Source organism: Roseitranquillus sediminis (assembly GCF_016918935.1).
Taxonomy (GTDB): Bacteria; Pseudomonadota; Alphaproteobacteria; order Rhodobacterales; family Rhodobacteraceae; genus Roseitranquillus; species Roseitranquillus sediminis.
Genome location: NZ_JAFFOB010000030.1, coordinates 104,301 through 118,502, shown reverse-complemented (window position 1 = coordinate 118,502; position 14,202 = coordinate 104,301). Strand labels below are relative to the sequence as shown.

Annotated in this window: 15 protein-coding genes, 1 tRNA gene and 1 pseudogene; 12 read left to right on the top strand and 5 right to left on the bottom strand. The window is 68.2% G+C overall.

Features of this window, described 5'->3' with window-relative positions:
• Window positions 1-390 (top strand): annotated as a pseudogene (locus tag JM664_RS18445) (hypothetical protein); the annotation flags it as partial.
• A 679-nt stretch (window positions 391-1,069) separates the two neighbouring features.
• On the opposite strand, the gene JM664_RS18440 reads toward JM664_RS18445, so the two are convergent.
• The 4 genes from JM664_RS18440 to JM664_RS18425 all read right to left on the bottom strand — a co-directional run bounded on the left by JM664_RS18440 (window position 1,070) and on the right by JM664_RS18425 (window position 4,767).
• Window positions 1,070-1,146: transfer RNA gene (locus JM664_RS18440), tRNA-Arg, on the bottom strand.
• Window positions 1,147-1,196: 50 nt separating this feature from the next.
• A complete protein-coding gene (locus JM664_RS18435; RefSeq protein ID WP_227421400.1) occupies window positions 1,197-2,597 on the bottom strand; it encodes a sensor histidine kinase in 1,401 nt (466 codons plus the stop codon).
• 15 nt (window positions 2,598-2,612) lie between these two features.
• Complete coding sequence (locus tag JM664_RS18430; RefSeq protein ID WP_227421399.1) at window positions 2,613-4,031, bottom strand: dihydrolipoyl dehydrogenase family protein; 1,419 nt, start codon at window positions 4,029-4,031, stop codon at window positions 2,613-2,615.
• A 1-nt stretch (window position 4,032) separates the two neighbouring features.
• A complete protein-coding gene (locus JM664_RS18425; RefSeq protein WP_227421398.1) occupies window positions 4,033-4,767 on the bottom strand; it encodes a TVP38/TMEM64 family protein in 735 nt (244 codons plus the stop codon).
• 171 nt (window positions 4,768-4,938) lie between these two features.
• Between JM664_RS18425 and rpmH the strand changes: the two genes are divergently transcribed.
• The 3 genes from rpmH to yidD all read left to right on the top strand — a co-directional run bounded on the left by rpmH (window position 4,939) and on the right by yidD (window position 5,779).
• Window positions 4,939-5,076, top strand: a complete 138-nt coding sequence (gene rpmH / locus JM664_RS18420) for a 50S ribosomal protein L34 (protein WP_227421397.1) — start codon at window positions 4,939-4,941, stop codon at window positions 5,074-5,076.
• Between the two features lie 110 nt (window positions 5,077-5,186).
• Window positions 5,187-5,561 (top strand): ribonuclease P protein component, encoded by a 375-nt coding sequence (gene rnpA / locus JM664_RS18415; protein ID WP_227421396.1) that lies wholly within the window; start codon window positions 5,187-5,189, stop codon window positions 5,559-5,561.
• The gene (gene yidD, locus JM664_RS18410) at window positions 5,558-5,779 is read left to right on the top strand and encodes a membrane protein insertion efficiency factor YidD (protein ID WP_227421395.1); all 222 of its coding nucleotides are present in this window, start codon (window positions 5,558-5,560) and stop codon (window positions 5,777-5,779) included. The genes rnpA and yidD overlap by 4 nt, the downstream gene beginning before the upstream one ends.
• Here the strand turns inward: yidD and JM664_RS18405 are convergent.
• Complete coding sequence (locus JM664_RS18405) at window positions 5,737-6,333, bottom strand: DUF1353 domain-containing protein (protein ID WP_227421394.1); 597 nt, start codon at window positions 6,331-6,333, stop codon at window positions 5,737-5,739. The genes yidD and JM664_RS18405 overlap by 43 nt on opposite strands.
• Window positions 6,334-6,378: 45 nt before the next feature.
• On the opposite strand from JM664_RS18405, the gene ttcA reads away from it, so the two are divergent.
• The 8 genes from ttcA (at window position 6,379) to JM664_RS18365 (ending at window position 14,190) form a co-directional block, all read left to right on the top strand.
• Window positions 6,379-7,236, top strand: a complete 858-nt coding sequence (ttcA, locus tag JM664_RS18400) for a tRNA 2-thiocytidine(32) synthetase TtcA (RefSeq protein ID WP_227421393.1) — start codon at window positions 6,379-6,381, stop codon at window positions 7,234-7,236.
• 72 nt (window positions 7,237-7,308) lie between these two features.
• Window positions 7,309-8,889 carry an EAL domain-containing protein gene (locus JM664_RS18395; RefSeq protein WP_227421392.1) on the top strand — a complete coding sequence of 527 codons (1,581 nt, stop codon included), beginning with the start codon at window positions 7,309-7,311 and terminating at the stop codon, window positions 8,887-8,889.
• Window positions 8,890-8,950: 61 nt separating this feature from the next.
• Window positions 8,951-10,771, top strand: a complete 1,821-nt coding sequence (gene yidC, locus JM664_RS18390; protein ID WP_227421391.1) for a membrane protein insertase YidC — start codon at window positions 8,951-8,953, stop codon at window positions 10,769-10,771.
• The gene (locus JM664_RS18385) at window positions 10,768-11,508 is read left to right on the top strand and encodes an MOSC domain-containing protein (RefSeq protein ID WP_227421390.1); all 741 of its coding nucleotides are present in this window, start codon (window positions 10,768-10,770) and stop codon (window positions 11,506-11,508) included. Before yidC ends, JM664_RS18385 begins: the two co-directional genes overlap by 4 nt.
• Window positions 11,505-12,140: a CatB-related O-acetyltransferase gene (locus tag JM664_RS18380; RefSeq protein WP_227421389.1), complete on the top strand. Its 636-nt coding sequence runs from the start codon at window positions 11,505-11,507 to the stop codon at window positions 12,138-12,140. The genes JM664_RS18385 and JM664_RS18380 overlap by 4 nt, the downstream gene beginning before the upstream one ends.
• Window positions 12,137-12,781: a ribosome biogenesis GTP-binding protein YihA/YsxC gene (gene yihA, locus JM664_RS18375; protein WP_227421388.1), complete on the top strand. Its 645-nt coding sequence runs from the start codon at window positions 12,137-12,139 to the stop codon at window positions 12,779-12,781. Before JM664_RS18380 ends, yihA begins: the two co-directional genes overlap by 4 nt.
• 45 nt (window positions 12,782-12,826) lie before the next feature.
• Window positions 12,827-13,693, top strand: a complete 867-nt coding sequence (argB, locus tag JM664_RS18370; protein ID WP_227421409.1) for an acetylglutamate kinase — start codon at window positions 12,827-12,829, stop codon at window positions 13,691-13,693.
• Window positions 13,690-14,190 (top strand): SixA phosphatase family protein, encoded by a 501-nt coding sequence (locus JM664_RS18365; RefSeq protein ID WP_227421387.1) that lies wholly within the window; start codon window positions 13,690-13,692, stop codon window positions 14,188-14,190. The genes argB and JM664_RS18365 overlap by 4 nt, the downstream gene beginning before the upstream one ends.
• Window positions 14,191-14,202 lie beyond the last annotated feature (12 nt).

Here is a 14,202-nt window from a genome sequence, read left to right as displayed (position 1 = left end):
GGATCGGCGAGGAGGGCGTCGAATGGCTGCTGACCAAGAGTGAGGAGGAAAAGGAAAGGCCCCAGTGGGGCGTTTCCCGACGAACGAAGCCGGCCGCGCCTCAGGCACGGTCGCGGACAAGAGCTTGGAGCGGGTGTCGGTCGACACCACGGTGATGGAAAGGAACATCGCGCACCCGACCGACGCCCGGCTCTACGAGACGGCGCGGCGGAAGCTGGTGGCGCTCGCCGCCGAGGCCGGGGTCGAGCTGCGCCAGAGCTATGCGCGCCTGGCGCCGCGGCTGGCGGCGAAGGCCGGCCGCTACGCCCACGCGCGTCAGTTCAAACGGATGCGTGAAGCGCGCTGCGAAGACTGAAGGGCTACACGGGTCGGGTCATGCGCGATCTCCGTGACGCGAGAGGTTTGCGCAACCGACCGACTGTCGTGTATGCCTTCGCTCTCCCACCTGCCAGCGACAGTGGCGATATGTTCGGTCACCACCGTCACGGTCGGCTCGCCGACCAACGCAGTTCCGAGTTTCGAACCCGCTTCGCGTTCCTCGAAAGCGTTGGCGAAGTAGGCGCTAACCGGTCTGTTGCAAGCGTGAGCGGTGCGCGCCCTCCGCGGACAAGTTGCCGAGCCTCGCAGACCTGCGGTGCTTAGGGAACTGCCCGTGCGCGAGCAAATATCGAGTCCCCAATCAATTCGCAGACTGTGGCCGGCTCCCTGGCGCGGCAGCATTTGCCCGCGACACATCGGCCTAAAAAGTTAAAGGATTCGCATCTCCGTAACCGATCCTGTAACTCCGGCCGGCGCAGGAACCGTGCAAGAGCAAAGCACGAGTGGTAGGGTTACAGAGCTACAGACGTAACACCTTTCCAACAGACCGCCTTGGCTACGAGACACGGCACGACTACCGCTTCCCGTCCGATCATGATCCGACAGGATGAGGAGTCACGGCCGGATACCCGCTCCCTTGGTCTAGGATCACTCGCCGCGCAAAGCGAAGAAAGACAGCTGCGTGCTAGCCCCGCGCTAGCCAGCACCAGACGCAGCAGCGCAGGATTTTCCCGTAACTCACTGGATTTGTTGGCGCGCTGGGGAGGATTCGAACCCCCGACCCCTTGATTCGTAGTCAAGTACTCTATCCAACTGAGCTACCAGCGCTGAGCCGAGGCGGGGTGTAGCCACAGGTCGGGCAGGATGCAAGGGGCGAATTACTCGGCCGCGGTGCCCAATATCAGCGTGCCCTTCGGCAGGCGGATGGTGAAGGTTGTGCCGGTCTTGCCGGTGCGCGCGAGCGACAGCCGGCCGCCGTGGCCGCGCACCAGCTCGGCCGCAATCGCGAGGCCGAGGCCCGTGCCGCCCTTTCGAGCGCCGCCGGAGAATGCCGCGAAGAGATGCTCCTGCGCCTTGGGCGGAAGGCCGGGACCGTTGTCCTCGACATCGATCGCCCACTCCGACTCGGTCTCGGACGCGGTGATCCGGATCTCTCCCGGCCGCCTCGCTGTCTGGATCGCCTGGCGCGCGTTTCGCACGAGGTTCGCCAGGACGCGATAGATCTGGTCGGTGTCAGCGCGGAGCACCAGCCCGGCCGGCACCTCGTTGACGAGCGTGACCGGCTCCTCGCCCGCCGCAAGGCGTTCGCTCTCCAGTACGTCCTCCACCACCTGCGACAGCGCTATGCGGTTGAGCATCGGCGGCGGCTCCTCGGCCTTGCCGAAGGCAAGCGTCGTCTCGCAGAGCGCCACCGCCCGGCTGATCGAGCCGAGAAGCTTCGGTGCCATCCGCCGCATCGCTGGGTCCGCGCTGGTCTCGATACGGTCGGCCAGGAGCTGCGTCGAGGTCAGGATGTTGCGCAGATCGTGGCTGACCTTGGCGACCGCGGCGCCAAGCTGAGCCAGCCGCTCCTTCTGCCGCAGGGCGCCAGTCAGCTGGGTCTGGAGCGACTGCAGCGCCACCTCGGCCTCTCGCAGTTCGGTGAGCGACGCCTCGGGCTTGATTATCCGCCGCGCGTCCTCCGGCGCGTCGGCGTAACGTGTCATCGCATCGATCACGCCCTTGATCGGCTTCACCAGCACTCGGCGCACCGCGATGAAGAGCAGGAGCGCGGTAAGGATCGAGATCACGGCCGACAGCAGCAGCACGCGCAGGCCATAGGCCAGCATCGCCTCGCGCAGGGGCTGAGCGGGCATGGTGACCTCGATCAGGAGGCCCGCCTCCCGCACGGGATTGCCGATGACGCGGATGACCCGCTCCGACGGGTCGACGAGGCACGCCACCGCATCGATGATCAGCTCGATCGGCCCCGGGTCGCGCAGGTCGAATGTATCGGAGATCGGTGTGGGCACGGGAGAATCCAGCACGAGCTGGCGCATCTCGTCCCGGCGCAACACCACGTTGTAGATGCCGGCGGTGCGCAGGAGTTCGTCCTCGAGCTCCTCGTCGAGCGCCTCCGCGGCCAGAAGGGCGAGCGAGGCAATCTGCGCCCGCTCGAGCCGCAACAGAAGATAGTCCTCGCGGTAGCGCGCCACCGAGGGGACGAGGATGAGCACCTCGGCGAGCACCACGAAGACGGTCGTGAGGACGAGAAATCGGCCCGAGAGAGAGTTCAGCATCGCCTGTCGTCCAACTCAGGGCAGCAGCCTCTGCACCAGGCGAACCGCCCTCTTCAACCGAGGATTATCAAAGAGAGCAGGCGAGAAATAGGCCCCGGCGGCGCGCTTGTTGATTTCCGACAGCGTCGGGTACGGCGCGACCATGTTGCTGATCGCCCGCATCTTCAGCTTGTTGGCGATAGCGAGAGACCAGGTGCCAATGAGTTCGCCGGCCGACGCGCCGACGATGGAGGCGCCGACGGGGCGGCCACGAACCACCATGACCTTTATCAGGCCGGTGGTGCGACGCTCGGCCTGCGCCCGATCGTTCTCGGCATAGCGAAAACGCACCACCGTCAACCGGTCGCCATACGTACCGCGCGCCTGCTCTTCCGTCAGACCGACCTGCGCCAGCTCGGGATCGGCGTAGGTGACCCACGGCAGGTGGTCCTGCGTGGCGCGGGCGCGAACGCCGAGGAGGATCGGGCGGACGACGACTCCGGCATGGTAGCCGGCGACGTGCGTGAACTGCATCCGTCCCGCGATGTCGCCCACCGCATAGATCCGCCGGTTGGTCGTGCGCAGGTCGTCGCCCACCTCGAGCCCCTTGCGGCCGAACTTCACGCCCGCCTTCTCAAGGTCCAACCCGTCCACGTTCGCCGACCGACCCACCGCCATCAGCAGGTGCGTGCCGCCCACCTTGCGCCCGTCCTTAGTCTCGACCTCCACCGCGCCCGCCGAACCGGAGACACGGGAGACCTCGCTGCCCTCGCGCAGATCGACACCCTCGTCCCGCAGTCGGTCGAGTACGATCACAGACAATTCGGGATCGTCCTTGCCCAGCGCCTTGGCGCCTTCGATCAACGTCACCTTGCAGCCGAGGCGGACGTGCGCCTGCGCCAGCTCGACCCCGATCGGACCGCCGCCGACGACGATCAGGTGCTCCGGCTTCTCGCGCAGATCGAAGATCGTCTCGTTGGTCAGGTACGGCGTCTCGTTGAGGCCCGGGATCGGCGGCACCAGCGGCGAGGATCCGGCCGCGACCACGAAGCGTCGGGCGCGGATGCGCACCTCACCCGCCTGCAGCTCGCGATCCGAGACGAAGCGCGCGTGCTCGCGTATCACGCGGACGCCGAGGCTCTCGTAGCGCTCCTGGCTGTCTATCGGGGCAATCGCCCCGATCACGCCCGCGATGTGGTCCTTGATCGCCGCGTAATCGATCTGCGGCGTGACAGACGCGATGCCGAAGACGCCCGAGTGCGCCTGCCCCCACGTCGCCTTTGCGCTGGCGATCAGGGCCTTCGACGGCACGCAGCCGTAGTTCAGGCAGTCGCCGCCCATCCGGCCGCGCTCGATGAGGACGGTCCGCGCCCCCATCTGTGAGGCGGCATAGGCGACGCTGAGGCCGCCGGATCCCGCTCCGATGACACAGACGTCCGTCTCGATCTGCTCCATCTCAGATCCCTTTCCTGCCCCGCACCGCCTTCAGGACGATTGGTAGCGCGGCGAGCGCGCAAAGCCCGAGAATCGGCAGCAGGATCTGTGGCTCGAAGATGATGCCGAGGTCCGGCGTCCCGCCCTGCTCGAACACCTCGCCCAACCCCGCACCGACGCTGGTAAAGACGACGGCGCCGGGGATGATCCCGAGGGATGTCGTAACCACGTAGCGCCCAAGCGGCACCGCGACGAGAGCCGGCACCACGTTGGCGACGAAGAACGGAACGGCCGGGACAAGCCGGATGAGGAAGAGCATCGACCACTGGTTGCGATCGATCCCCTCCTTGATCCGCCGCACCATCCCCTCGGACGCATCCATCCGCGCCGCCAGCCGGTCGCCCAGACCCCATCGCGCGGCGAGGAAGATCAGCGTGGCCCCCGCACTCGCCGCGAGCACGTTGTAGAGCGCGCCCGGAAACGTTCCGAACAGGAACCCGCCGGTCAGCGTCGCAACCGTCGCGCCGGGCAGCGAGAACGCCACCACCGCGACATAGGTCGTCATGAAGATGAGCAGCGTTCCTGCGTAGTTCTCGTCGCGAAAGGCCAGCAGCGCCTCACGGTTGCGTGCCAGCGCGTCGAAGCTGAGTTGGTCGCGCAGCAGGATCGCGCCTGCCAGAGCCACCAGTGCGATTGCAATCAGGGGCAGGCGCCGCGCCAGCCCTCCCTTTTGCGGCGCAGAGGTAGGTCGTGCCATCGCCGGCGTCTCCATCCGCTCAGTCCGGCACACATTGCGGCGCCCCCCGCGGCGGGGAAAGCCGCATCACGGCTCGTTGATGATGCCGCCGGCTTGACCGTTGACATGGGTCCGGCGACTCACTAGACGGCTGACCTTCCCGGAGGCGCGCCCGACGAGACGGAGACGAAGATGACGAAGCGGACCTTTCAGCCGAGCAACCTGGTGCGCAAGCGCCGTCATGGCTTTCGTGCGCGCATGGCCACGAAGGGCGGGCGCAGGGTGCTGAATGCGCGTCGCGCCCGCGGCCGCAAGAAACTCAGCGCCTGAGGCCGCGCGGGCGGCTGCCGCCCGCTGCCGCGACCTTCGTGTCTGGGCTTGCCGCGCGACCATCCGCCGCTCATCTGATCGATGACGTCGCAGCTGCCGAGCGCGCGCCCATGGAGGCTCAGACTACGACCTGGCCGAGGATCGAGCGTCTGAAGGTGCGCGCGGACTTTCTCCGCGCGGCGAGAGCCGCTCGACGTGCCACGCCCTCGTTCCTGCTGCAGGCCCGCCGGCGTCGCCCGGACGAGGCAGTGTCCGGTATTCGCGTCGGCTTCACCTGCTCGCGGAAGGTCGGCAACGCCGTGCAGCGCAACCGGGCCAAACGCCGTCTCAGAGAGGCGGCGCGGGCCGTTCTGCCGGCGCTGGGGCATCCCGGCTGGGACTATGTCCTCGTCGGCCGAGCCGGCACCACCGCCAGTCGTCCGTTCGACCAGCTGCTCTCCGATCTTGAGACGGCGCTGCGAGAGGTCCACCGGGGCGGGCGATGAGCCCCGCGGCGCGCCTGCTCTCGCTCCCCATCCGCGCCTACCGCCTGCTGCTGTCGCCGTGGGTCGGACATTCCTGCCGTTTCGAACCCACGTGCTCGGCATACGCGCTCGAGGCGCTACGACGGCATGGCGCCCTGCGCGGCGGCTGGCTGACCGTTCGGCGCATCGCGCGGTGTCACCCGTGGGGCGGCGCGGGCGTCGACGACGTGCCGGAGTGACGATCGGGCACCTGGAACGCCAGCGAGCCTTCCAGCCCCGGATCGTCAAGCTCGGCGTACCTGTCGGGATTGGGGCGGGCGTAGGCGTTCGCGCCAAAAAGGCGGATGGCATGGTAGATGGCGCGTCGCCGGAAGACATCGACGCCCGCCTCCTCCATTGCAACCAGCATCAGACGGTCGGCGAAGAGCCTGTCGCTGGCGCGCACGCCGCGACCCGGGATGTCCTGCCATGCCACGTAGAGGTAGTCGTGCAGGATCGCCGCCTCGAGCCACGGGCCAACGCGGCCGACCAAGACGCGGAACGGGACGGGGACGCTGGTGAGGTCGGTGATCATCCCGCGCGGCACCACGATCTGCCGCGGCTCATCCCCGTCGACCGCGTAGTCCACGAGGAAGTCGCGCTGCAGGATGTAATCCCCATCCTCGCCAAGCCGCGTCTGCACGGTGTTGAGTGGTCGGATCAGGCTCAGCGCGCTGCGGTAGGCGAAGTGGGTGATCCGCGCCCAGCGGTCTGGATAAGGGTTCGTCGGCCGGTTGGGATGGTCGTGCCGCATGCCTTCCCTCTTAAGTCGCGCGCAATTCCGCGCTAAGGAGCGCCCATGTCCGACGATACAGAAATTCACCCGCTGTTCGACGGGGCGCCCGCCTCGACCGAGTTCCGCAAGCTGAGGAAGCGCATTGTCCGCCAGACGCGCGAGGCCGTGGAGCAGTATGGCATGATCGAGCGCGGCGCGCGCTGGCTGATCTGCCTTTCGGGCGGCAAGGACAGCTACACGCTGCTCGCAGCGCTGACCGAGCTGCAGTGGCGCGGCCTGCTGCCAGTCGAGATCCTCGCCTGCAACCTCGACCAGGGGCAGCCGGGCTTTCCTGCGACGGTCCTGCCGGAGTTCCTGGAGGCGCGCGGCGTGCCGCATCGCATCGAGTATCAGGACACCTACTCCATCGTGACGTCGAAGGTACCGGCGGGGCGCACCTACTGCGCGATGTGCTCGCGCCTGCGCCGCGGCAACCTCTACCGCATCGCGCGCGAGGAGGAATGCTCGGCCGTCGTGCTGGGCCACCATCGCGACGACATCCTCGAGACCTTCTTCATGAACCTGTTCCACGGCGGCCGCCTCGCGACCATGCCGCCGAAGCTGGTGAACGAGGAGGGCGACCTCTTCGTCTACCGCCCCCTCGCGCATGTGGCGGAGGCGGACTGCGAGCGGTTCGCCCGCGCCATGCGCTACCCGATCATCCCCTGCGACCTCTGCGGCAGCCAGGACGGCCTGCAGCGCCAGCAGGTGAAGGCGATCCTCGACGGGTGGGAGCGCAACAGCCCCGGCCGGCGGCAGGTAATGTTCCGCGCCCTGATGAACGCGCGGCCGTCGCACCTGCTCGACCCGAAGCTCTTCGACTTCGCGGGCCTCGCCCGTGGTGAGGGCGTGACAGCGCCCGCGCTGGAGACCGTCGATTAACCTCCGGCTTAGATTCGACCTCTAAGACACGCCTGTCGGGCGAGTCGGTCGCCCCGGTGTAAGGGGTATTCAGTGTCGCATCGCGTGCAGGTGGCTTCCCGGCGTCCTCTGCCGCAAAGCCGGATTGTCGGCGGGCCGATCCTCGCGGCGAGCATTCCGTCGGTCATGCTGGGCGGGTACTGGTTGGGCGGCGAGACCGCCCTTGCCGCCGCGGCCGCGGTGCTAAGCGCGGCGGCTGGCATCACCGCCCTCTCGAGGCGCGACGCGACAGAGGCCTTGGACGCACAGACCGGCCTCCCGCTGCGCGACACCGCGGTAGCGCATCTCGACGAACTGCTCGCCGCGCCCTCGCCCGGCCGCCGCACCGGAGCCGTCATCGTGCTTCGGCTCGAGGCCATGGACGTGCGCGCCAGCCGCCTCGGCCCGCGCGAGCGCGACGGGATGCTGCTGCACGCGGTCGACCAGATCATCGACACGCTGCGCGACGGCGATCGGATCGTCAGGCTCGAAGGGCGGGCCTTCGCGATAATTCTCGCCCGCGGGCGGAACATGGGCGTTGAAACCGCGGTTGCCGTCGCCAAGCGCGTCGCGGCTGCGGCCACACGCCCGATGCCGGTGCAGGGCGGCGCGGCGCGCGTCGACGTCACCATCGGCATCTGCCCCGAAGCACGACGCCCCTCCGGCCTCGGCGAAGCCTATCTGCGCGCGGCCGAGATCGCGGCGGATTTCGCCGAGGCACACGGCCCCTCCGCCATCCGCGTCTGGAGCGACGAGATGGCACGTCAGGCCCGCGAGGAGTCTGATCTCGGCGGAGACGTTGCGGCGGCGCTGGAGGCGGGCGACATCCGCCCGTGGTTCCAGCCCCAGATCGAGGCGGAGAGCGGGCGCATCGTCGGGTTCGAGGCGCTTGCCCGCTGGCACCACCCCGAGCGCGGCGTCCTGCTGCCGGCAGCCTTCCTCGAGAGCGTCTCGCGGCAGGGACTCGGCGTGCGACTGTTCCAGGCGATCCTTTCCGGCACCTGCCGCACCCTCTCCGAGTGGCAGAAGGCCGGCTACCGCGCGCCGGCGATCAGCATCAACGTCTCCGCCGATGTCCTCCTCGACCCCACGGTCGTCGAAACGGTGCGGTGGGAGCTCGACCGACACGACCTTTCGCCCGAGCGCATAGGCATTGAGGTGCTCGAGACGGTCGTCGCCGGCGAGGCCGACGACATCATCGTGCGCAACGTCGAGACGCTCGCTCGGCTCGGATGCGTGATCGAGCTCGACGATTTCGGCACCGGCCACGCCTCGTTCGGCGCGATGCGACGTTTCGGCGTCCAGCGCATCAAGATCGACCAGTCCTACGTCCGCGACTGCGACATCTGCGGCGAGCAGCGCCGGATGCTGGCCGCGATCCTCGGCATGGCGCGCACCCTCGCCGTGGAGACGCTGGCCGAGGGCGTCGAGAGCCTCGGCGAGCAGGGGGTGGTGGCCAGCTTGGGCTGCGATTGCCTCCAGGGCTTCGCGATCGCCCGTGCCATGGAACCTGGCCCCGCCCTTCTGTGGGCGCAGGAGCACGACCACAAGCTACGCCTGAGCGGGATCGAGCCGGCGGTCGAGACGCGCAGGACGCGCCGGCCTGGCCTTGCCCCACTGGGTGAAACGGCTTGACCTTTCGCCTGCCGACCTGTTGAAGGCCCCCTGATCCCGAAATTGCAGGCGGCAGGTCTACATGGACGATCAGAACAGGAACCTGATCCTCGCGACGGCGCTCAGCTTCCTCGTGATCCTCGTCTGGTTCTTGCTCTTCCCGCCGGAAGAACGGGCGCCGAATCCCGAACCCACCGTTCCGGCCGAGCAGAGCCTCGATGCCGAGGGCATTGCCTCGCTGCCGCCGCGTGTCGGGGCGTCCGCCGAAGCACCTGCCGCCACGCCCGAGGCCGCGCCGCCGGAGGCGGAGCGCCTTCCGATCGAGACGCCGAGCCTCTCCGGCTCGATTTCGCTGCGCGGCGGCCGGATCGACGACCTGTCGCTCACCCGTTATCGGACCGAGGTCGATCCGGACGCGCCGAACGTCCGCCTGCTCTCGCCCGTAGGCGGCGACGGCGCCTACTACGCGCTCTACGGCTGGGCGCCGACAGGCGACCTCCCGCTCGAGGAAGTGCCGGGACCGAACACGGAGTGGCAGGTCGAGTCGGGCGAGGCGCTGGCCGTGGGCCAGCCCGTCGCGCTGCGCTGGGAAAGCCCGGCCGGCCTGATCTTCCGCCGCATCATCGAGGTCGACGAGGACTACCTCTTCACCGTCGAGCAGACGGTCGAGAACCCGACCGACAGCGCCATCCGCATGGCGCCCTACGGCATCGTCGCGCGCCACGGCGAGCCCGATGACCAGAGCGGCTTCTTCATCATCCACGAGGGCGCCATACGGATGGCGGACGGCCAGCTGGAGGAGACCGACTACGGCGACATACCGGAGCTCGACATCGTCGAACGCGAGCGCGCGCGGGCGGAGGTCGTCCCGGTGCAGGAGAATGGCTGGATCGGCTTCACCGACCACTACTGGATGACCGCGCTGATCCCGACGCCGGGCCAGCCCTTTACCGCAGTGATGAAGTACGCCGACGGCGCCGACATCTATCAGACCGAGGCGCGCCTGCCCACGGTCACGGTCGAGCCGGGCCAGACGAGCAGCTCGACCCAGCACCTCTTCGCCGGCGCCAAGGAGTGGGAGACGATCCGCGCCTACGAGAACGAGCGCGGCTTCGTGAACTTCCTCGACTCCATTGACTGGGGCTGGTTCTTCTTCCTCACGAAGCCGATCTTCGCGGCCCTGCACTGGCTGAACGGCCTGATCGGCAACATGGGCGTCGCGATCATCCTGCTGACCTTCTGCATCAAGGCAATCCTCTTCCCACTGGCCTACAAGTCATACGTCTCGATGGCGCGGATGAAGGAGCTCCAGCCCAAGATGGAGGCACTCAAGGAGCGCGCGGGGGATGACCGCCAGAAGCTGCAGCAGGAGATGATGCAGCTCTACAAGTCCGAGAAGGTAAACCCAGCGTCCGGCTGCCTACCGCTCCTATTGCAGATCCCGATCTTCTTCTCGCTCTACAAGGTGATCTTTGTCACCATCGAACTCCGGCATGCGCCGTTCGTCGGCTGGATCCGCGACCTTTCGGCGCCGGACCCGTCGTCGATCTTCAACCTCTTCGGGCTCCTTCCTTGGGCGGCGCCCGAGCCGGGTTCGTTCCTGGCGCTGATCTTCATCGGCCTGCTGCCGATCCTGCTCGGTATCTCGATGTGGCTCCAGCAAAAGCTGAACCCGTCGCCGACCGACCCGACGCAGGCCATGGTCTTCGCCTGGATGCCGTGGGTCTTCATGTTCATGCTTGGCGGATTTGCCTCCGGACTGGTGATCTACTGGATCGCGAACAACACGATCACTTTCGTCCAGCAGTACGTCATCATGCGCAGCCACGGCCACAAGCCGGATGTGTTCGGCAACATTCGCCGGAGCTTCGCGCGCAACAAGACTGCGCCGGAGAAGAAGTGATCTCCCGCGTCGCCTCGATCTGGCGGCACCCGATCAAGGCGCACGGGCGCGAGCGACTAGAGCGGGTGCGGCTGTCGCCGGGCACGACCATGCCCGGCGACCGGATCTGGGCCGTGGCGCACGAGGCGTCGAAGGCGGCGTCCGGAGCCTGGTCTCCCTGCGTCAATTTCACCCGCGGCGCCAAGGCACCGCAGCTCATGGCGGTGACGGCAGAGACGCTTGAGGACGGCCAGATCACAGTGCGCCACCCGGACCTGCCAGACCTGACGTTTGATCCCGACACCGACGGCGCGGCCTTCGTCGACTGGACTCGCCCCCTGATCCCGGCGGACCGCGCCGCGCCCGCGCACCTGATCCGCGCCGGCACGGACGGGATGACGGACAGCGACTTCCCCACAATCTCCATCGTCGGCCTCGGCTCCCACGCGGCGGTGGAGCGGCAGGTCGGGCACGCGCTCTCGACCGAGCGCTGGCGCGCGAACCTGATCTTCGACGAGCTCTCGGAATGGGCGGAATTCGACTGGATCGGGCGCACCCTCCGCATCGGCGAGGTGGAGCTCAAGGTGCGAGAGAGGATCACCCGCTGCCTCGCCACCGCCGCCAACCCCGCAACAGGCATCCGCGACGCGGACACGCTTGGCGCGCTCGAGGCCGGTTGGGGCCACCGCGACTTCGGCGTCTACGCTGTCGTCACACGGGGTGGCGAGATCGCCGAGGGTGATGAGGTGCGCCTTTGACCGGCCCTGACCCCGAAACGCTGCACCCGCTGCCCGAGCACCCGCGCGTCGTGTTCCTGCGCCCGCTCGCCCGCGGCCGCGCGAACGTCGAGGTCGGCGAGTTCGCCTACTATGACGACCCGGACGACGCGACGGGGTTCTTCGAGCGCAACGTCCTGCACCACCACGACTTCATGGGCGACCGACTGTTCATCGGCCGCTTCACCGCCATCGCCACCGGCGCGCGGCTGGTGATGAACGGTGCCAACCATGACATGTCCGGCTTCACTACCTTTCCGTTCGACATCTTCGCCGGCTGGGGCGAGTTTGAGGCGGCGAAGTACCTCGAACAGTCCCGCGGCGACATGACCATCGGCCCCGACGTCTGGATCGGCTCGGAGGCATGGATCATGCCGGGCATCAGCATCGGCGCAGGCGCAATCGTCGCGGCCAAGGCCGTTGTTGGCCGGGACGTGCCACCCTACGCCATCGTCGCCGGCAACCCCGCCCGCGTCGTGCGCCACAGGTTCGACCCCGACACGACCCGACGCCTCCTCGCCGTCGCCTGGTGGGACTGGCCGCTCGACCGGATCACCCGCAACCTCGCGACGGTCCGCGGGACCGACATCGCGGCGCTGGAGGCCGCGGCATGAGCCTCGCCTTCCCCCTCGCCGACCCCACGCCCGAAGAACTGGAGCAGGGCCGGCTGCTCTTCGCCGGAGGAGCCGACTTTCTCAAGGGCGTCGTCGCCATGGACGGGCTGCCGCCGGCGGACCGGGTCGAAGTCTGCTTCGCCGGCCGCTCCAACGTCGGCAAGTCGACCCTGATCAATGCGCTGACCAACCGCCGCGGCCTCGCCCGCGCATCAAACACGCCTGGCCGGACGCAGGAGATCAACTTCTTCACCCTCGGCGACCGCTATCTCGTCGACCTGCCCGGCTACGGCTACGCCAATGCGCCGGTGAAGGTGGTCCAGGCATGGCAGCGCCTGCTCCGCACCTACCTCGCCGGCCGCGCCACCCTGCGCCGCGCTTTCGTGCTGATCGACGCGCGCCACGGCGTGAAGGACGTGGACGAGGAGATCATGGCGCTGCTCGATCGTTCCGCGGTGCCGTTCCAGGCGGTGCTGACGAAGTCGGACAAGCTCAAGGCCGGCGCTCAGGACCAGGTGCTGGAGCAGGTGCGGTCGCGTCTCGCCCCGCATCCGGCCGCCTATCCCCAACTCATCGTCACCTCGTCCGATAAGGGCGACGGCATCGACACCCTTCGCGCCGCCATCGCCGCCATCGCTTGAGGCCACCGCCCCCGCGTCTATAACGAGGCGAGACGAGGGATGGAGATGAGAACACAGCGGATGGACCGTGACTGGATCGGCCAGGCGAGGACGCTTAGCCAGGCCCTGCCCTACATGCAGCGCTACGACGGCGCGACCGTCGTCATCAAGTTCGGCGGCCATGCCATGGGCGACGCCGATGAGTTGGCGAGCTTCGCCCGCGACGTGGTGCTGATGCAGCAGGTCGGCGTTAATCCGGTCATCGTCCACGGCGGCGGCCCGATGATCAACGACCTGCTCAAGCGCCTGGCCATCGAGTCCCGCTTCGAGCGCGGCAAGCGCGTCACCGACGAGGCCACCGTCGAAGTCGTCGAGATGGTGCTCTCGGGCCGGATCAACAAGGCGATCGTGCAGGCGATCAATGGCCAGGGCGGACGCGGCATCGGCCTCTCCGGCAAGGACGGCAACCTGATGGTCTGCGAGCAGACGCATCCGGACCTGGGCTTCGTCGGCACGCCGGTGGAGCTCAACGTCGACTTTCTGCGCTCGCTGCACGCGGCCGAGATCATCCCGGTCATCGCCCCGATCGGCGCTGGCCGGAACGGCGAGACCTTCAACGTCAACGGCGACAATGCCGCCGGCGCAATTGCGGCGGCGCTGAGGGCGGACCGGCTGCTGCTCCTCACCGACGTCGCGGGGGTCAAGGACGCGAGCGGCGAGGTCGTCACCGAACTCACGCCCGAGCAGATCCGCGAGATGACCGAGGAGGGCATCATCGCCGGCGGCATGATCCCCAAGACCGAGACGGCCCTCACGGCCATCGAGGGCGGCGTCCGCGCGGTGGTCATCCTCGACGGGCGTGTGCCGAACGCCTGCCTGCTCGAGCTCTATACCGAGCACGGCGCCGGCAGCCTCATCCGGGGCCGCCGTTGACGCTGCGACTGACCCTGATCCGCCACGCCAAGTCGTCCTGGGCCGACCCGCTCGACGACATCGACCGCCCGCTCAACAAGCGCGGCCGCAAGGCAGCCGACGTCCTCGGTCACTGGCTGGCGGAGGACCGGCGCATGCCGGAACGGGTCTTCTGCTCGCCCGCCCATCGGACCAGCGAGACGTGGGAGCGGATCCGTGCGGCGGCAGGCACAGGGCCGGCCGCGACCGACGTGGAGGCACTTTACAACGCGACGGCGCAGACGATCCTCGACACCTTGCGCACCGCGCAGGGCCAACACGTCGCACTGATCGGCCACAACCCAGGCATCGGCGCCTTTGCCGCACGGATCGTGAGCGACCGGCCGGAGCACGAGCGCTATGGCGATTACCCGACCGGCGCCACGACGATCATCGACTTCGACACAAGCGACTGGAGCGAGGTGGGCTGGGGATCGGGCGTGGTGGCGGAGTTCGTCATTCCCGCTGATCTTGGCTGAGGCAATTGCGCC